This window comes from Clostridioides sp. ES-S-0108-01 (assembly GCF_020662285.1).
Taxonomy (GTDB): Bacteria; Bacillota; Clostridia; order Peptostreptococcales; family Peptostreptococcaceae; genus Clostridioides.
Genome location: NZ_JADGMN010000022.1, coordinates 1 through 18,443 on the forward strand (window position 1 = coordinate 1; position 18,443 = coordinate 18,443).

Annotated in this window: 16 protein-coding genes, 1 riboswitch and 1 other annotated feature; of the genes, 15 read left to right on the plus strand and 1 reads right to left on the minus strand. The window is 28.7% G+C overall.

Annotated elements, in window-relative coordinates; all coding sequences use genetic code 11:
* Positions 1-214 precede the first annotated feature (214 nt).
* Positions 215-391 (minus strand): hypothetical protein, encoded by a 177-nt coding sequence (locus IR152_RS16120; RefSeq protein ID WP_227452932.1) that lies wholly within the window; start codon positions 389-391, stop codon positions 215-217.
* A 51-nt stretch (positions 392-442) separates the two neighbouring features.
* Positions 443-539, minus strand: a riboswitch (cyclic di-GMP riboswitch).
* Between the two features lie 573 nt (positions 540-1,112).
* On the opposite strand from IR152_RS16120, the gene IR152_RS16125 reads away from it, so the two are divergent.
* The 15 genes from IR152_RS16125 (at position 1,113) to IR152_RS16195 (ending at position 18,352) form a co-directional block, all read left to right on the plus strand.
* On the plus strand, positions 1,113-2,333 hold the full coding sequence (locus IR152_RS16125; protein WP_227452933.1) for a DUF6080 domain-containing protein: 1,221 nt from the start codon (positions 1,113-1,115) through the stop codon (positions 2,331-2,333).
* Positions 2,334-2,361: 28 nt separating this feature from the next.
* Entirely contained in the window at positions 2,362-3,249 is an 888-nt protein-coding gene (locus IR152_RS16130) for a decaprenyl-phosphate phosphoribosyltransferase (protein ID WP_227452934.1), read from the plus strand.
* A 21-nt stretch (positions 3,250-3,270) separates the two neighbouring features.
* Complete coding sequence (locus tag IR152_RS16135; protein ID WP_227452935.1) at positions 3,271-3,900, plus strand: HAD family hydrolase; 630 nt, start codon at positions 3,271-3,273, stop codon at positions 3,898-3,900.
* Positions 3,901-3,931: 31 nt separating this feature from the next.
* On the plus strand, positions 3,932-4,369 hold the full coding sequence (locus IR152_RS16140) for a small multi-drug export protein (RefSeq protein ID WP_227452936.1): 438 nt from the start codon (positions 3,932-3,934) through the stop codon (positions 4,367-4,369).
* Between the two features lie 236 nt (positions 4,370-4,605).
* The gene (locus IR152_RS16145) at positions 4,606-5,973 is read left to right on the plus strand and encodes an MATE family efflux transporter (protein WP_227452937.1); all 1,368 of its coding nucleotides are present in this window, start codon (positions 4,606-4,608) and stop codon (positions 5,971-5,973) included.
* Between the two features lie 199 nt (positions 5,974-6,172).
* A complete protein-coding gene (locus IR152_RS16150) occupies positions 6,173-7,447 on the plus strand; it encodes a 30S ribosomal protein S1 (protein ID WP_227452938.1) in 1,275 nt (424 codons plus the stop codon).
* Positions 7,448-7,563: 116 nt separating this feature from the next.
* Positions 7,564-8,283, plus strand: a complete 720-nt coding sequence (locus IR152_RS16155; RefSeq protein ID WP_227452939.1) for a phosphatase — start codon at positions 7,564-7,566, stop codon at positions 8,281-8,283.
* A gap of 349 nt (positions 8,284-8,632) precedes the next feature.
* Positions 8,633-8,879 (plus strand) — a binding site (T-box leader).
* A gap of 127 nt (positions 8,880-9,006) precedes the next feature.
* Positions 9,007-10,749 (plus strand): 2-isopropylmalate synthase, encoded by a 1,743-nt coding sequence (gene leuA, locus IR152_RS16160; protein ID WP_227452940.1) that lies wholly within the window; start codon positions 9,007-9,009, stop codon positions 10,747-10,749.
* The gene (gene leuC / locus IR152_RS16165; protein WP_227452941.1) at positions 10,706-11,983 is read left to right on the plus strand and encodes a 3-isopropylmalate dehydratase large subunit; all 1,278 of its coding nucleotides are present in this window, start codon (positions 10,706-10,708) and stop codon (positions 11,981-11,983) included. Before leuA ends, leuC begins: the two co-directional genes overlap by 44 nt.
* Positions 11,984-11,997: 14 nt before the next feature.
* On the plus strand, positions 11,998-12,489 hold the full coding sequence (gene leuD, locus IR152_RS16170) for a 3-isopropylmalate dehydratase small subunit (RefSeq protein WP_227452942.1): 492 nt from the start codon (positions 11,998-12,000) through the stop codon (positions 12,487-12,489).
* Positions 12,490-12,496: 7 nt separating this feature from the next.
* Positions 12,497-13,567 carry a 3-isopropylmalate dehydrogenase gene (gene leuB, locus IR152_RS16175; RefSeq protein ID WP_255624941.1) on the plus strand — a complete coding sequence of 357 codons (1,071 nt, stop codon included), beginning with the start codon at positions 12,497-12,499 and terminating at the stop codon, positions 13,565-13,567.
* Positions 13,568-13,931: 364 nt separating this feature from the next.
* On the plus strand, positions 13,932-14,447 hold the full coding sequence (locus IR152_RS16180; RefSeq protein WP_227452944.1) for a PaaI family thioesterase: 516 nt from the start codon (positions 13,932-13,934) through the stop codon (positions 14,445-14,447).
* A 365-nt stretch (positions 14,448-14,812) separates the two neighbouring features.
* Positions 14,813-15,889 (plus strand): pyridoxal-phosphate-dependent aminotransferase family protein, encoded by a 1,077-nt coding sequence (locus IR152_RS16185; protein ID WP_227452945.1) that lies wholly within the window; start codon positions 14,813-14,815, stop codon positions 15,887-15,889.
* Between the two features lie 239 nt (positions 15,890-16,128).
* Complete coding sequence (locus IR152_RS16190) at positions 16,129-17,070, plus strand: D-2-hydroxyacid dehydrogenase (protein ID WP_227452946.1); 942 nt, start codon at positions 16,129-16,131, stop codon at positions 17,068-17,070.
* Positions 17,071-17,101: 31 nt separating this feature from the next.
* Positions 17,102-18,352, plus strand: a complete 1,251-nt coding sequence (locus tag IR152_RS16195; protein ID WP_227452947.1) for a DUF1015 domain-containing protein — start codon at positions 17,102-17,104, stop codon at positions 18,350-18,352.
* Positions 18,353-18,443: the final 91 nt, after the last annotated feature.

The following is an 18,443-nucleotide window of genomic DNA, read 5'->3' on the forward strand; positions in this document are numbered from 1 at the left end:
TGCAAAAATGGAAAAAATATCAAAATAAGGCTATGATTTTTAAAGCCATAGCCTTACCAATAAATGTTTAATTATCACTTAAAAATAAATTTTTATTTAAAGAATACACATAAATATTTCCAGACTCGAAATATATTTTAATGAATTTTTTAGCAACAATTTATTTTAAATAGTAGATAAAACTAAAAAGGGTTCTCTAGAAAACAAAATCTATCTAATTATACTTACTTACCAATACCATCACTTGATGTAAGCAAGATTCTACCACATTTTCTCCGTACTCTATTATAAAATCATCTAATTGTGTATCTATAAAATCACAATAATCATGTGAACTACCGATATAAGCAGTCAACATATGTGTACATCTATCCATTTTATCTCTAAACATATATTATTATCCACCTAAAAAACTTTCATAAAAACAAAAAGAATATATCTTTTTGGCAACTGGCTGACATAACTCATAAGATATTCTATAAGTCTTAGTCCCTATAGCTTTGCGTCACTAAATTTCTCTAGTTTTGCCGATTTATTTTTACTCTACAATTACAATAATACAATAGAATTAATTATTATTCAATACACTTGTTTGAAAATTGAATAAATTTATATATATGAATGTTATTTTACCTCTAAAAAATATACTAAATGTGTAGAATATATTGTAAAAGTTACCTGTAGTTTTTTGATAAAAAATTCCTATTATCAATTTAATTTGTATTATATTTGAAATTTGTATATTACTTAGTAATACTTTAAAATACAGTTTTAATATTTAAGGAGACTAATTATAATTTTGTCTCCTTAAATTCTGTCTTAATTTGTTATAGTTTAATTCTATAACTAGAACCATCTATTTTTATATCAAATTCTTCAAGCATTTTATTGACATTGCTTGCAAATTCTCATTTTATATACCACTAATCTGCATTATATAAATAATACTTGCTTAATTATAACATTAATAAAGTAAATATTGTGGTTGTAAATAAAGAACTATTCAATTACAATAAAACAAGTAAGAATATTATGAGGATGACTATTAAAATTAAAGGAATAAATTGTAGGTGTCAGCAAATCCTATATAATGAATGGATGGTGATATATTGATGAGTAAGATATTAAAATATAAAAATGAAATATTTTTATTTATATTAGTTGTAATAACTTACTTAATAATAACTAAGATATTTTTTTCTAAGACTACTATATTTTATGATTTGAACAATACCTATGATGTGCTGTTAGATACAGATACAGGTGTTTTATTCAATTTAAATGTATTTGCTATAAATCAAGATAATAGTAAGCACATATTATTTTCAGCAATTATATCGCTTTTTGCATATCCAATATACTTATTGTGTACTTCAATAGCAAATCCAGGAACAACCGATTTTAATAGTGCTTATGGGTTTGGGTTAATTTGTTTACAAATAATAACCAGTGCTATATCAATAACTTTAGTTTTTAATCATATTAAAAAGATAAAAATGCAGAGGTTAACTTTAATTTTACTTACTATGATAATGATATTTTCTTTTCCACAATTATTTATGACTTTAAATATAGAGAGATTTATATATAGTCAATTTTCATTAATATTTTTCATAGTTATTGCAAATAAGGTGAAAGGGAAGAATTCTTATTTGCTAGAATTGGCAGCTATTCCTCTATTTGGAATAACTATTAGTAATATATATTTGTATTTTTTTAATATGATATTTGAATTTAAATTGAAAATAGGAAAAATGTTAAAACATTTAATTACATTTATCTTAATGGCATATATTTGTGTAGTTTCAACGAAATCTTATGAGAGTTTTATGAATCTTGGAAATGTAATACAGTATGATACTAAATTTATAAGCGGAGAACCAATTTTGGAGAAAATTGCAATGATTATAGAAAGACTGTTGTATTCAGTTTTTTATTTTCCTGGAGCAGAGATTAAAAAGGGGTTATTTTTGCAAAATGGAGAAGTTGCGACAATACCAGTAATTCTTACATTATTAGCTTTTTGTTTTTGTGTTTTATCAGTTATTGAGAATTCAGAAAAAAGAGTTCCTAAGCTATGTATGGGAATAATTATATTTAATCTAGTTTTACATGGTATAGTAGGATATAATCTAGTCAATTCAAGTATTATGACTATAAATTTTAGTTTTGCAGTTATAGTTTTATTGGCTTACTTTACCAAAGCACTTAGAAAAAATGAAAAAAATATGTATAATATATTTCTATCATTGTTACTGATTACTATAATAATCAGTAATGTAAATGGATTTATAGAAATTTTAAATATAGGGATAAAATCATATCCTGTTTAAAAAATAATATTGAAAGGGTAGTAAGTTTATGAAACAGACCAATACAAATATAAGGCTTCTTACTAAAATTTCAGATTATATAAAACTAATGAGAATAAAGCAATATATAAAGAATTTCTTTGTATTTTCAGCTATAATTTTTTCAAATAATATACTAAATATAAATTTATTGTTAAATACGTTTATTGCATTTGTGTGTTTTTGTCTAATGTCATCATCAGTATATGCGTTGAATGATGTTATAGATATGGACAAAGATAAAAAACATCCTAAAAAATGTAATAGACCAGTGGCAAGTGGAAGAATAAGCAAAAAAAGTGCTAATATACTATTTGTAGTATTAGCTTTAATTTCAATCTGTTTATCAACAGTTGTTAATTTTAATCTTTCTATAATTCTTAGTCTTTACTTGATAAACAATATATTATATTCTCTTAAACTAAAGAATATAATACTATTAGATGTGTTTTCTATATCTCTTGGATTTATACTTAGGGTTTATGCAGGATGTGTAGCCATAAGTGTTAGTTTATCAAATTGGATAATTTTATGTACATTTTTCTTATCTCTGTACTTAGCTCTTGGAAAGCGTAAAAAAGAAATAGAAACTTTAAGAGGTGATGCAGTTGAACATAGAAAAATACTAGAAGATTATGACGTAGAAAATTTAAATCAAATGATGATAGTTATATTAAGTTCTACAATTGTATGTTATGCATTGTATTCTACAAGTAATCCAGAAAAGCCACATATGATATTTACAACAATATTTGTAGTTTATGGTGTGCTTAGATACAATTATATAATTAACACTACAAATGAAAGTAATCCTACCGATATTGTCTTAACAGATAATGCTTTAAAGATAAATGTAATCTTATGGATAATTACATGTTTAGTAATATTGATTTTTTAGTGATAGGATGGGCAAATACTTATGAAAAAAAGTGTATTATTACTTGATGTGGATTACACTGTTATAAATACTGATAGCATGATAGATTTTTTTATTTACTCTTTAAAAAATAAAACTTTTAAAACTGTTATAAAGTTGCCATACATTATTTTTATTCTATTTATGTATTTGATTAGAATAATAACTTTGAAAAGGGCAAAAGAGGCAGTCTTTCATCCAATAGTAGATTTTAGTGAAGAAGATTTAAAAAAGTTTTTTGATGACTGTATAATGAAAAAAATTAACGAATCTATGAAAAAGATTATTTACAAGAATAAAGAAGAGCATAATGTTATAATTATGATAACTGCATCTCCATATGCATATATGAAATATTTTAAGTATTATGGTTTTGCAGATGAGGTCATAGGTACTGAGTTATTTTATGAAAATTCAAGATATAAAAATCAATTCATTGGAGAAAATTGTAAGGGAATTGAAAAAGTAGAAAGAATAAAGGCTGTATTAGGTAAGCTTGGGATAGAGATTGATTATGAAAATTCATATGCATATTCAGACTCTAAGAGTGATTTACCAATGCTTTCATTGACTAAAAATGCGTTTTTAGTTAGTAAAAAGAATGGTGAGGTTATAGAGCAAATAAATTTATAACTTAATGTCACTTAGAATAGGAGGGAATAGTTTGGGATATTTACACATATTAATTTTATCTATGGTTCCTGTAACGGAATTGAGGGGAGCCATTCCTATAGGTATTGCAATGGGCTTAAATCCTATATGGGTTTATGTATTTAGTGTAATTGGTTCTACATTAGTATCGATTCCCTTGATATTGACATTTAGACATATATTGCAATTTTTAAGGGGGAAAAAACTATTTAAGGGGATTGCTGATATAATTGATAGAAAGATAAACTCGAGAATGAAGAAATTAAAAAGTGTTTCAATAATTGGTATAATACTATTTGTAGGTATACCACTTCCAACTACAGGAACATGGACTGCATCTGCTATAGCTTCCATACTTAAAATGAGAATAAAAGATGCTTTTATGGGAGTATTTCTTGGCAATTTGCTATCAGGAGTTATAGTTTCAGCTCTTTCTCTACATATAATATAAAACTATCTAAGTAATATACTTGGATAGTTTTTTTATGAGTACATGTGAAAGTTTTTATAAGGTAGATAAAAAATTAGACAAAGTATTTAAATTCGGTCAATTCTAAAATGTTTACTATGGCAAAAGAAATATAGTATAGTATTACTTGTAGGGAAAGTACTCTAAATTTGTCTGCTAACAAAATAAAATTTTTATATATAATAAAATTTTAATTAATGGATTAAGGAGGTTTTAAAATGGAAAATTCAAACGCTAACTTAGGCAATGAAAGTGTGGGTAAATTATTATTTAAACTTGCTACACCAGCTATTATCGCACAAATTGTAAATGTTTTATACAACATAGTCGATAGGATTTTTATTGGTAGAATGCAAAGTGGAGAAGTTGCTATGGCAGGTGTAGGAGTAGCATTTCCAATAATAATTATAATAACTGCATGTAGTTATTTAATTGGGATGGGAGGAGGACCGTTAGCTGCTATAAAAATGGGTGAGCAGAACAATGATGATGCAGAGAAAATAATGAGTAATAGTTTTTCTGTATTGGTGATTTTAGCAATACTTTTAACTATAGGTTTTCAGATTGGAAAAGAGCCTTTGCTTTGGATATTTGGAGCAAGTGAATCTACAATTGGATATTCAATGGATTATTTAAATATTTATCTAATAGGTACAGTATTTGTTCAGATTTCACTAGGTATGAATACTTTTATAAATACCCAAGGGTTTGCTACAACTGGTATGATGACCGTTGCTATAGGGGCTTTGATAAACATAGCACTTGACCCGATTTTTATATTTGGCTTTAATATGGGTGTAAAAGGAGCTGCATTAGCTACTATAATTGCACAAGGTGTTTCTGCTATTTGGGTACTAATGTTTCTTTTTGGAAAGAAAAGTATACTTAAGATAAAAAAGAAGTATATGATACCCAAAGCAAGTATCATCTTGCCAGTGCTGGGGTTGGGAATATCTCCATTTATAATGCAATCTACAGAAAGTCTAGTACTTATAGCCTTAAATAGTAAATTACAAATGTATGGGGGAGATTTAGCAGTAGGTTCAATGGCCATAATGAGCAGTATAATGCAAATTCTTATGCTTCCTAATATGGGACTTACACAAGGAGCACAACCAATAATAAGTTACAATTATGGTTCAGGTCAACTTGATAGAGTAAAAAAGACATTTAAGCTATGTCTATTGTCATGTCTTACATATTCTACCATCTTGTGGGGTTTACTGATGATATTTCCTGAATTTTTTGTTGGTATATTTAATAAGAATCCGCAGTTACTTAGTATGACTAGTTGGAGTATAAAAATATATTTTGCTGGTGCTTTTATGTTTGGAATTCAACTAGCTTGTCAACAGACATTTTTAGCACTTGGAAAAGCAAAAATATCTTTGGTTTTAGCTCTTCTTAGAAAGATTGTACTTTTAATACCTTTAATATTTATACTTCCAACATTTTTTAATGAAAAACTTTTTGCAGTGATTTTAGCAGAGCCAGTTGCGGATATAACAGCAGCCACTATAACAGCAATTTGTTTCTTTATATTTTATAAAAGTTCTCTATCAAAACCTAAAGCAACAGAAGAATAAGATATACAATATAAATTTTCTGTGAAAATATTTTATTAGATAAAAATTAGAATTTGTATTTTAATTTAATAAGATATTTTCTATAATGTATAAATATATGAAGTCGAATTTATTTTTAAAATTATAGTAAGAAAAATGTAAGTATTTGCAATATTAATGGTATAATATTTACAGATATGATAATTAATGAGAGGAAAGGATGTTTATAATGGAAAATGATTTAACAATGCAAGAATTACTTGACCAGCAAGAACAAGTATTCAGCAAAGTGAAAGTTGGAGAATTGACAACTGGAAAAATAACTGCAGTGAGAAATGATGAAGTACAATTAGGATTAGACTATGGGTTTGATGGAATAATACCTATAAGTGAATTGAATATAGAAAAAAATCAACATATAGAAGATTTATACCATATAGGTGATGAAATAACTGCTGTAATAACAAAAGTATCTCAAAAAGATGGTACAATAACTTTATCTAAATTACAACTTGACAAAAGAAATGATTTTGCCGAGTTACAAAAGGCTTATGATGAACATAGAATAATAACTGTAAATGTTGAAAAAAATATAGATAAAGGTGTATTTGCTAATTACAATACATATACATTTTTTATACCAATCTCTCAACTTGACACAAAGTTTATTACAGACACATCTAAATTTGTTGGTCTTAACCTAGAAGTTTATATAAAAGAATTTGATATTAGAAAAAATAGACTTGTAGCATCTCATAGAGATGTATTACAAGAGCGTATAAATAAAGAGAGAGAAGAAAGAAGAGCTCAAATTAAAGCAGAAAAAGAAGCTGAAAGAGCAAGAATTAAGCAAGAAAGAGAAGAAGAAAAAGCTCGTATTAAAGCAGCTAAAGAAGAATTATTTAACTCACTTGAAGTTGGACAAAAAAGAGATGGTAAGGTAACAAAGATAATGCCTTATGGTGCATTTGTGGATATTGGTGGGATTGAAGGGTTAGCACATATAAATAATTTAGCTTGGACAAGAGTTGAAAGTGTTGAAGATGTTGTTTCAGAGGGTCAAGAAGTAGAAGTTTATGTGTTAGATGTAAATGAAGATACTAAAAAAATTGCATTGGCATTAAAAGACATAAATAATGACCCTTGGGATTTAATAGCGAAAGAAGTACAAATTGATGATGTTGTTAATGCTAAAGTTCTTAGAATAATAGAAAAAGGGGCTTTTGTTCAAATTAAAGAAGGTGTAGAAGCATATTTACCAATATCTGAATTGAGTGATACTAGAGTGGCTAAAGTCACTAATGTTGTGAATATTGGAGATGAAGTGAAAGTTAAGATTCTTGATTTTAAACCAAAGACTAAAAGAATGTTAGTTTCAATAAAAGAAGCAACTAGAGAGCCAGAAGAAGATATAACAGAATACCTAGAAGTAGAAGAATCTTTAGGAAGTATTGGAGAGTTATTTAAAGATAAATTTAAAGATTTAGAAGTGTAAAATAATTGAAAATGGGGCTGTTTTAAAACGTTACCCTGTCTATTATGACAGCTTTAGTTTTGGAATAGCCCTTTAGCTATCTATAAAACTTATATAAGATGTTAGGAGGAAATTTAATGAAAAAGTCTATTATAGATGTACATTGTCACACTCTAATAAGTGGACATGCACATAGTACTTTCAAAGAAAATGTCGAAGAAGCAATTAAGAAAAATATAAAATATCTAGGAATATCAGACCATGGACCTAGTATGCCAGGAGGACCACACCCATTTTATTTTTATAATCTACATCTATTTCCACGTAGAGTACAAGAGGTAAAGATTCTTAGGGGAATAGAAGGAAATATAATGGATTATAATGGTAATTTGGATGTTCAAGAAGATATGTTTCAACACTTGGACTATATAATTGCAAGTCTGCATAGACCTTGTATAGCTTCAGGAACAAAAGAAGAAAATACAAATGCTATTTTAAAAGTTATGGATAAACCTAAGGTAAAGATAATTGGACATCCAGATGATAGTAGGTATCCTTTAGATTATGAATCTATAGTAAAGAAAGCTAAAGATAAAAATGTCCTTTTAGAAATAAATAATTCATCATTAAGTTCAAACTCTCATAGGACTGGAGCTTGGGAAAATGCAAGTCATATGCTAACATTATGTAAAACATATGGTGTAAGAGTAATTCTTGGCTCTGACTCTCATATATGTTATTCTATAGGAGAATTTGAAAATGCAGAGAAAGTTTTAAAATCAGTAGATTTTCCAGATGAACTGGTCATAAATTATCATGAAGATGAAATTATAGAGCTTTTTGATATAAATAAATAATCAATGTATATTCAGTATAAAATCTAAAAAAAATCAAAAGTTTAACTATAAAATAATAGAAAAAATAGAAGTAGCAAAAAATATATTAAATATATATACTGATGAATCTAATTATAAAATTAGATTAAGTGCATTGAGTTTAGAAGATGAAAAAAAATTATTGAATATCATAGATGAAAAGATGAAAAAGTTTAAGGCATAATATTATACTATTTTCAATAGTTAGCATATTTTATAAAATTACTTATCAAAAATAAAAAACGAAGATAATTATTTTTTGTGTTGACAATACATTTTAATGTGTATATAATAACTATTAAATCAAAAAATTTAGAAAATTTAAATGATTAAAAAAGCGATGAATAGAAGTAGTAAGAATAATGAAACTTTCAGAGAGCTAAAGGATGGTGTGATTTAGTAGTTGATAGTTCTGAACTTGTCTAGGAGCTGTTTTCTAAGATTTAAATCTTAGAATAATCGGAGTAATTCCACGTTATAGGAAATATGGTCATTATAATTATTATATTGGCTATTACTAAGGGAGCTTTTTAAAAAGCTAAATAGAGTGGTACCGCGAGCAAAACCTCGTCTCTAATTTTATTAGAGATGAGGTTTTTTTTATTCTAATGATAAAATTGACATTTATTCTTATGAATTAAATAGGGGAGAATTGCGTCAATATAAAGTATACTGAATACAAAAAATGAAAAAGGGGGAAATAACATGAAATGTAGGAAGTATAAAAGATATGATAAAATGCAAATAGCAAATCGTAAATGGCCAGACAATGAAATATTTAAGGCTCCAATTTGGTGTAGTGTCGATTTAAGAGATGGAAATCAATCACTACCAACACCTATGAGTGTAAATGAAAAAGTCAGAATGTTCAAAATGCTTATTGATACAGGATTTAAAGAAATAGAGGTGGGATTTCCATCAGCATCAAATACAGAGTATACGTTTTTAAGAAAATTAATAGATGAGAATATGATTCCAGATGATGTAACTATACAAGTTCTTACACAATCTAGGGCTCATCTTATAGAAAAAACATTTGAATCAATAAGGGGATGTAAGAAAGCAATTATACATTTATATAACTCTACATCTACTCTTCAAAGAGATGTGGTTTTTAATATGAGTAGACAAGAAATAATAGATATAGCAGTTGAAGGGGCAAAATTATTTAATGAAGAAGTAAAAAAATATCCAGAGACAGAATTTACTTTTGAATATTCACCAGAGAGTTTTACAGGAACAGAGATGGATTACGCACTTGAAATATGTGAGGCAGTGATAGAAGTTTGGAAACCAACTCCACAGAAAAAAGTAATAATAAATCTTCCATCAACAGTGGAAATGGCAACACCAAATGTATATGCAGACCAAATAGAGTGGTTTTGTAAAAATGTAAGTTGTAGGGATTCTATTATACTAAGTTTGCACACTCACAATGATAGAGGAACTTGTACAGCAGCAAGTGAACTTGGATTATTAGCTGGTGCAGATAGACTTGAAGGGACACTATTTGGAAATGGTGAAAGAACTGGGAATATGGATATAGTAAATGTGGGGCTTAATCTTTATACACAAGGAATAGAACCAGGGCTAGATTTTAGCAATATAGATAAGATAAGAGAAATATATGAGGAATGTACAAAACTTATAGTACACGATAGACATCCATATGTAGGTAATCTTGTGCATTGTGCTTTTTCAGGTTCACATCAAGATGCTATTAGAAAGGGCATGATAGCAATGAAAAACAGAGATAATGATTACTGGGAAGTTCCATATTTACCAATAGACCCTCATGATATCGGAAGAGAATACAAGGAGATTATTAGAATAAACAGTCAATCTGGAAAAGGTGGAGCTGTTTATATAATGGAAACAGATTATGGATTTATGATACCTAAGAATATGCATTCTGATTTTGGAAATGTAGTCAAAATGGAATCTGATAGAATAGGGGAAGAACTTAGTAGTGAAGCAATCTTTAATTTATTTAAGAAAGAATATATTGATGTTGAGAGTCCTTATAAAGTTAAAAAATATAAAATAAAATCAATGGATGAACTAAACTATGAAAATGATAATTCTAATGATACTAACATGATTGAGATGACTGCAAGAGTAACTTATATGGGAAATGAACAGAGAATTGTTGGTGTAGGAAATGGACCTGTAGATTCATTTAATAATGCACTAAAACAATGTGGCATGAAAGATTATAAATTTAGATACTATTGGGAACATGCATTAGAGGAAGGGTCACATTCAAGAGGGGTAGCTTATGTAGGAATAGAGCATAATAATGAAGTCTATTTTGGAGTAAGCATATCGGAAAACATAAATACAGCAGCTATTAATGCACTTATGAATGCAATAAATAAAAGTTACATTGAGGAGGAAGTAAAAAATGGGGATGACTATGACGCAGAAAATCTTAGCCAAACATGCTAAGTTAAATGAGGTTAAGAAAGGACAGTTAATTGAAGCAGATTTAGATATAGTTTTAGGCAATGATATAACATCACCAGTAGCCATTAGAGAATTTGAAAAATTAGGAATTGAAGATGTTTATGATAAGACTAAAGTAGTGATGGTTTTAGACCATTTTACACCTAATAAAGATATAAAGAGTGCAGAACAATGTAAACTTACAAGAAGTTTTGCAAAATCAAAAGGAGTTGTAAATTTCTTTGATGTAGGAGGTATGGGAATAGAACATGTTCTTCTTCCTGAAAAAGGTATAGTAACAGCTGGAGATGTAATTATAGGTGCTGACTCTCATACTTGCACATATGGAGCATTAGGAGCATTTTCTACTGGCGTAGGTTCAACTGATATGGGAGCAGGTATGGCTACAGGAAAATGTTGGTTTAAGGTTCCTGGAGCAATAAAATTTGTTTTGAAGAACAAGCCAAATAAATGGATAAGTGGTAAAGATATAATACTTCATATAATAGGTGAGATAGGTGTTGATGGCGCACTTTATAAGTCAATGGAATTTTGTGGGGATGGAGTAGAACACTTATCTATGGATGATAGATTTACCATTTGTAATATGGCGATAGAGGCAGGAGCTAAAAATGGAATTTTTCCAGTAGATGATAAGACTATGGAATATATAAATTCACATAGGTGTAGAACGATAACAAAAGATGTAAATGTATATGAAGCAGATGAAGATGCAGTCTATGATGAAGTATACGAAATAGATTTAGCTGAACTAAAAGAAACAGTAGCCTTTCCTCATCTTCCTGAAAATACTAGAACAGTAGATGAGATTAATAAGGATATAAAAATAGACCAAGTTGTAATAGGTTCTTGTACGAATGGAAGAATATCAGACCTTGAAGTAGTAGCTGAAATAATGAAAGGTAAAAAGGTTGCAGATGGAGTTAGGGTTATGATATTTCCTGGAACTCAAGAAGTATATCTTGAAGCTATGGAAAAGGGGTATATTACTACTTTTATAAAGGCAGGAGCAGCAGTTTCTACACCAACTTGTGGACCATGTTTAGGGGGACATATGGGAATACTTGCATCAGGTGAAAAATCTATTTCAACAACAAATAGGAACTTCGTAGGAAGAATGGGGCATGTTGATTCAGAGGTGTATCTTGCAAGCCCAGCTGTAGCAGCATCATCAGCTATAACTGGAAAAATATCAAAACCATCAGAGATAATTTAAGGGAGGTAAAGTTTATGATTGCCAATGGAAGTGTTTTTAAATTTGGTGATAATATAGATACAGATGTAATAATACCAGCTAGATATTTAAATATAGCTGATTATAAAGAACTAGCAATGCATTGTATGGAAGATATTGATGATAAATTTGTTTCTAAGGTAAAAGAAGGAGACATTATAGTTGCAACTAAAAACTTTGGTTGTGGTTCATCAAGAGAACATGCTCCCATTGTAATAAAAGAAAGCGGAGTATCCTGCGTGATTGCTTCTACTTTTGCTAGAATATTTTTTAGAAACTCTATAAATATAGGGCTTCCTATACTTGAATGTGAAGAAGCTGTTAATAACATAGAGGAAGGGGATAATATAGAAGTAGATTTTTCTACAGGTGTGATAAAAAATATAACAAAAGGAAAAGAATATAAGGCAGAACCATTTCCGGAATTTATGCAAAATATTATACTAAATGAAGGTTTAATTAACTCAATAAAATTAAATAGGGGGTAGTGGGGTGATGAATTATAATATAGCAGTCATAAAAGGTGATGGTGTTGGAGCGGAAATTATAGATGAAGGTATAAAGGTTCTAAATAAAATTTGTTGTAAATTTAATCATAGATTCGATTGTGAATATGTATTAGCTGGAGGATGTGCAATTGATGAAACTGGAGAACCTCTACCTAATAAAACTGTTGAAGTTTGTCGAAAAAATGAAGCTGTATTGCTTGGAGCTGTTGGAGGCCCAAAGTGGGATAAATGTACGGGGGATATAAGACCAGAGGCTGGTCTTTTAAAGTTAAGAGAGTCACTGGGGTTATTTGCAAATTTAAGACCAGCGACAATGTATGAAAGTATAAAAGAAGCTTCACCACTTAGAGCAGATATAGTCGAGAAAGGCATTGATTTTGTTGTTGTAAGAGAGTTAACAGGGGGCATTTATTTTGGAGAGCGTGGAAGAAAAATCATTGATGGTATTGAAAATGCTTATGATGTAGAGACATATAACGAAAATGAAATAAGAAGAATTGGTAAGAGAGCTTTTGAAATAGCTAGAAATAGAAATAAAAAACTTATAAGTGTAGATAAGGCAAATGTGCTTGAGAGTTCAAGACTTTGGAGAAGTACAATGGAAGATTTAGCTAAAGAGTTTGAAGATGTAGAGTTGTCACATATGTATGTTGATAATGCTACTATGCAAGTTGTAAGAGACCCTAGTCAATTTGACGTAATAGTAACTAATAATATATTTGGAGACATAATATCTGATGAAGCATCTATGATTACAGGGTCTATAGGTATGTTACCATCAGCATCACTTAGAGAAGATAGTTTTGGTATGTATGAACCAATACATGGAAGTGCACCTGATATAGCTGGAAAAGATATTGTAAATCCAATTGCAACTATTCTATCTGTAAGCATGATGTTAAGACATAGTTTTAACTTAGAAGAAGAAGCTAAGTGTATTGAAGATGCAGTACAAAGTGTACTTAATAAAGGTTATAGAACTAGTGACATATATAATGGTGTGGGAACTGTTGTAGGAACGAAAGAAATGGGAGAATTAATAGTAAATGAAATTTAGAATTATAGTTTAATTTGTATAATATAATTTGAATGTATAATTTTGAAAATTAGTAAAAATCTATTGTAAAATAGCTTGTTTTTAGAAGGGGTGTCTCAAGATAAACTTTATTAGTTTATGAGGCACTCTTCTTTGTATGAAGTCAAATATATTTTCATCATTTCAATAATGAAAAAGAGACTTATCTTTACTTTAAGTTTCTATTTTGAGATAGCTCCTTTTTTAGAAAATAGTACTTCAAATTAAAATTATCATATTGAAATAGCCTATTTTTATTATTAGAAGTTTGCAGGGATTTTATTAATATTATATAATATATTTTAGAGTTATTTAATATTAAGCAACTATTAGTGTAGGTTAGGAGATGGAGTTTTTGGCAAAGTATAAAGTTTTAAAGAAGCAAAATAGTAGCAAATCTTGTTTAGTTTGTGGAACACAAAATGAACTAGGACTTAAAGCAGATTTTTATGAACTTGAGAATGGAGAACTTGTATCAATTTGCAATACAAAGGATTGGCATCAAAGTTATCCAGGAAGAGTACATGGAGGTATGTCTGCTGCAATATTGGATGAGACTATTGGAAGAGCTGTAAGTATAAATAATGACCAAATATGGGGAGTAACAGTATCCTTGGAATTGAGATATAAAAAACCAGTGCCAACAGATGCTACTATAAAAGTTGTTGGAAGAATAACTAAAGAAAACAGAAAATTGTTTGAAGGTACAGGCGAAATAATTTTGCCAAATGGAGATATAGCAGTAACAGCTACTGGAAAGTATATGAAGATGCCTATTGGTCAAATTGCAGAAGGTGATTTTTCTGATGAAGAATGGTTTTTTGAAGAATCAAAAGAAAAAGTAGAATATATTGAATTTTAATTAAATAAAACTTTTATATCTTAAAAAGATAGAATTAAAAATATAAAATGAAAAAGTGTAATAAAAATACAAGATAAAAATAAATTAGTTGTACTAAAAATATTTATCTTAATAGTGTTAAATTTACATACTAAAAAAATTAATTTATATAACTAAAAAGTTTATTTTTTTTGGAAAAATATTCAGAAAATTTAGACTTGTGATGATGTACAAAATGAATGTTTTCATAAAATATAAAAAATAAATTATATATAAAAAATAAAAATTGAGTTGACATAGTTAATTTAGCTTGATATTATAGTTATTAAAAATAAGGAGAGTAAACACGCTATCCATATTACAAACTAAAAAAGGGGGGAATTATAATGAGCAAGAAATTATTTATTCCTGGTCCTATTGATGTTAAAGAAGAAGTCTTGCAAAAGATGGCTACACCAATGATAGGACATAGAGGAAAAGATGCATCTATGCTCCAAAAGAGTATAAGTGAAAAAATGCAAAAACTATTCTATACAAACAACACGATACTTTTATCCACGTCATCCGGAACTGGTTTAATGGAAGGCTCCATTCGTTCCTGTACATCCAAAAAGGCAGCAGTATTTTCCTGTGGGTCCTTTGGTGATAGATGGTACAAAATGGCAGTGGCTAATAATGTCCCAGCGGATATATTTAAAGTTGAATTAGGAGAGGCAACAACACCAGAAATGGTTGATAAGGTGCTTTCTACCGGAGAATACGATTTAATAACTGTAACTCACAATGAAACTTCAACTGGAATAAGAAACCCGATAGAAGAAATTGGAGAAGTTGTTAAAAAGTATAAAGATGTGGTCTACTGCGTAGACACTGTAAGTTCAGCCGGTGGAATAAAAGTCGAGGTTGATAAGATAGGAATAGATATTTGTATAACATCAGTACAAAAAGCACTGGGATTACCACCAGGAATGTCTATTTGCACATTTTCTCAAAAAGCAATCGATAGAGCTAAGCAAGTACCTTTTAGAGGAGTATATCTTGATTTGTTAGCAATGTATGAATACTTAATCAAGAAAAACTACCAATACCCTTCAACACCATCTCTTTCTCACATGTTCGCTTTAGATTTCCAATTAGATAATATATTAGATGAAGGTCTAGATAACAGGTTCAATAGACATGAAGACATGGCAAACTTAGTTAGAAACTGGGCTAAAAAACACTTCCAAATTTTTACCAATGAAAATCACTTATCCAATACACTTACTGTTATAGAAAATACTCAAGGTATTAGTGTATCAAATTTAAATTCAAAATTACAAGAACGAGGATTCCAAATAGCAAATGGCTATGGAGATTTAAAAGAAAAAACTTTTAGAATTTCACATATGGGTGACTATACTGTCGAAGATGTACAAGAATTATTAGATAATATTGATGATATATTAGGTTTTAATCAGTAATATTGTAAAAATATGTATATTTTAAGATAAATTTAGAATATATAATAAAATATATTTTATAAAAATTACATATTAAATTTTTAACAAACAATGGAGGAATTTGATATGTTTTTAATGAAAAAATATTTTGAAAATTATATAAACAGAAAGTTAAATTAAGTAGAGTATTTTATTGATGAAAATACTTTAAAAAATAAAAATTGGGAAAATTAAGTGAATATAAATTGGAGGAGTTTGTTATGTATAATATATTAATTACTGATGGAATAGAGAAAGAAGCAGTGAGAAAATTGAGAGAGTTAAATTTTAATGTGATAGAGCAGTTTTATGAAAAAGATGTTTTAGGAGAGAAACTTAAAGATGTTGATGTACTTGTAGTACGTTCAGCTACTAAAGTTACTAAGGATGTAATAGATAAAGCATTAGAGGGCAAAAAGTTGAAGCTGATAGTAAGAGGTGGAGTAGGGTTAGATAATATAGATGTTAAATATGCACAGGCTAAGGGCATAAAAGTTATGAATACTCCAAATGCAAGTAGTATATCTGTTGCAGAACTTACAATAGGTCAATTATTTGTTCTTGCAAGATTCATAAATACTGCAAATGTAACTATGAGAGATGGAAAATGGGAAAAGAAAAAATACAAAGGTACAGAAATTAATGGAAAGACACTTGGACTTATAGGTTTTGGAAGAATTGCAAAAGAAGTTGCAAAGAGAGCAGAATTATTAGGTATGGATATTGTATATACTGACATAATGGGTGAAGCACAAGGTTTTAACAATTATAGATTCTGTGATATGGAAGAGGTTTTAGAAAAGGCAGATTTCTTATCTTTACACATTCCATTTGATAAGAATAAGGGGGCAGTAATAACTGAAAAAGAAATAAATAAGATGAAAAAAGGGGCTTATTTAATAAACTGTGCAAGAGGTGGTTTAGTTGATGAAAAAGATTTACTAAAAGCATTAGATGAAGGTAAATTATCAGCAGCTGCTATAGATGTTTATGAACAAGAACCTACATTAAATCTAGACTTAGTAAATCATCCAAGAGTTTCTCCTACACCTCATATTGGGGCATCTACAGTAGAGGCTCAAGAAAGAATAGGAGAGGAAATAGTAAAGGTGATTCAAGATTTCTTTCTTGACTTCAACAATCTAATAGGGGTAGCATTATAAAATATTTTGTATAATTAGGAGGAAATTAGTAATGGCAACGATTAAACCATTTAAGGCGATTAGACCAAATAAATATATAGTAGATAAAGTAGCAGCACTTCCTTACGATGTTATGAATAGTAAAGAAGCTAGAAGACTTGCACAAGGGAATCCATATTCATTTTTACATATAGATAAATCAGAAATTGATTTAGATGAAAACATAGATTTATATGATGAAAAAGTTTATTTAAAAGCACGAGAAAATTTAGATAAGTTTCGAAAACAAGAAATTCTAGTAAAAGATGACAAAGAGAGTATATATATATATAAACAAATCATGGATGGTAGAGCTCAAGTTGGCATAGTAGCATGTATATCAGTTGATGAAAGTTTAAATGGAACAATAAAAAAACATGAGTACACTCGACCAGAGAAAGAAATTGATAGGACTAAACATATAAAATATTGTGATGCTAATACGGGAACTATACTTGTAACTTATAAACATCAAAGGTTGATAGATGACATAATCAATGATTTTATGGATAATAATGAACCTTTATATGATTTTATAACAGATGACAAGATAGAGCATACAGTATGGAAGATTGATAATGATGATATAATATGTAACTTAGTAGATGAATTTGGAAAATTAGATTATCTATACATTGCAGATGGTCATCATAGGACAGCTTCAGCAGAAAATGTAGCTAAAGAAATGAGGGCTAAAAATCCAAATTATACTGGAAAAGAAGAATTTAATTACTTTATAGCAATGATTGCACCAGATGAGAATTTAATGGTTTTGGATTATAATAGAGTTATCAAAGACTTAAATGGTTTAAGTGAGGAAGAATTTATAGACAAAATAAAAGAAAATTTTGAACTAGAAGAAATAGAAGGAAAAGAAAAATATAAACCTGACAAAAAAGGAACTTTCAGAATGTATCTAGGAGATAAATGGTACAAAATGAAAGCAAATAAAAATTTATTAGAAATAGAAGACCCTGTTGACTCATTAGATATTTCCATATTACAAGACTATGTTATTGATGCTATTTTAGGAATTGACAATCCTAGAGTAGATAAAAGAATTGATTTCATAGGTGGAATTAGAGGTCTTGAAGAATTAGAAAAAAGAGTTAATGAAGATATGAAGGTAGCGTTTGCAATGTATCCTACTAGTATTGAGGATTTAATAAGAGTAGCAGATGCAGACAAGATAATGCCAGCTAAGTCAACATGGTTTGAACCTAAAGTAAGATGTGGGCTATTTCTACATGAAATAAATGAATAATTAATAAAGGGCTAAAAAGTGAGTTTTACACTTTTTAGCCCTTGTTTTTTGCTTGGAATTGTATATGAAATATAAATTCTAGAAGTTGACA

Excerpts from the sequence above, each read along its gene's own strand:
- IR152_RS16120 (WP_227452932.1), bottom strand. The coding sequence starts at position 391 with ATGTTTAGAGATAAAATGGATAGATGTACACATATGTTGACTGCTTAT.
- IR152_RS16125 (WP_227452933.1), top strand. The coding sequence starts at position 1,113 with ATGAGTAAGATATTAAAATATAAAAATGAAATATTTTTATTTATATTA.
- IR152_RS16130 (WP_227452934.1), top strand. The coding sequence starts at position 2,362 with ATGAAACAGACCAATACAAATATAAGGCTTCTTACTAAAATTTCAGAT.
- IR152_RS16135 (WP_227452935.1), top strand. The coding sequence starts at position 3,271 with ATGAAAAAAAGTGTATTATTACTTGATGTGGATTACACTGTTATAAAT.
- IR152_RS16145 (WP_227452937.1), top strand. The coding sequence starts at position 4,606 with ATGGAAAATTCAAACGCTAACTTAGGCAATGAAAGTGTGGGTAAATTA.
- IR152_RS16150 (WP_227452938.1), top strand. The coding sequence starts at position 6,173 with ATGTTTATAATGGAAAATGATTTAACAATGCAAGAATTACTTGACCAG.
- IR152_RS16155 (WP_227452939.1), top strand. The coding sequence starts at position 7,564 with ATGAAAAAGTCTATTATAGATGTACATTGTCACACTCTAATAAGTGGA.
- leuA (WP_227452940.1), top strand. The coding sequence starts at position 9,007 with ATGAAATGTAGGAAGTATAAAAGATATGATAAAATGCAAATAGCAAAT.
- leuC (WP_227452941.1), top strand. The coding sequence starts at position 10,706 with ATGGGGATGACTATGACGCAGAAAATCTTAGCCAAACATGCTAAGTTA.
- leuD (WP_227452942.1), top strand. The coding sequence starts at position 11,998 with ATGATTGCCAATGGAAGTGTTTTTAAATTTGGTGATAATATAGATACA.
- leuB (WP_255624941.1), top strand. The coding sequence starts at position 12,497 with ATGAATTATAATATAGCAGTCATAAAAGGTGATGGTGTTGGAGCGGAA.
- IR152_RS16180 (WP_227452944.1), top strand. The coding sequence starts at position 13,932 with ATGGAGTTTTTGGCAAAGTATAAAGTTTTAAAGAAGCAAAATAGTAGC.
- IR152_RS16185 (WP_227452945.1), top strand. The coding sequence starts at position 14,813 with ATGAGCAAGAAATTATTTATTCCTGGTCCTATTGATGTTAAAGAAGAA.
- IR152_RS16190 (WP_227452946.1), top strand. The coding sequence starts at position 16,129 with ATGTATAATATATTAATTACTGATGGAATAGAGAAAGAAGCAGTGAGA.
- IR152_RS16195 (WP_227452947.1), top strand. The coding sequence starts at position 17,102 with ATGGCAACGATTAAACCATTTAAGGCGATTAGACCAAATAAATATATA.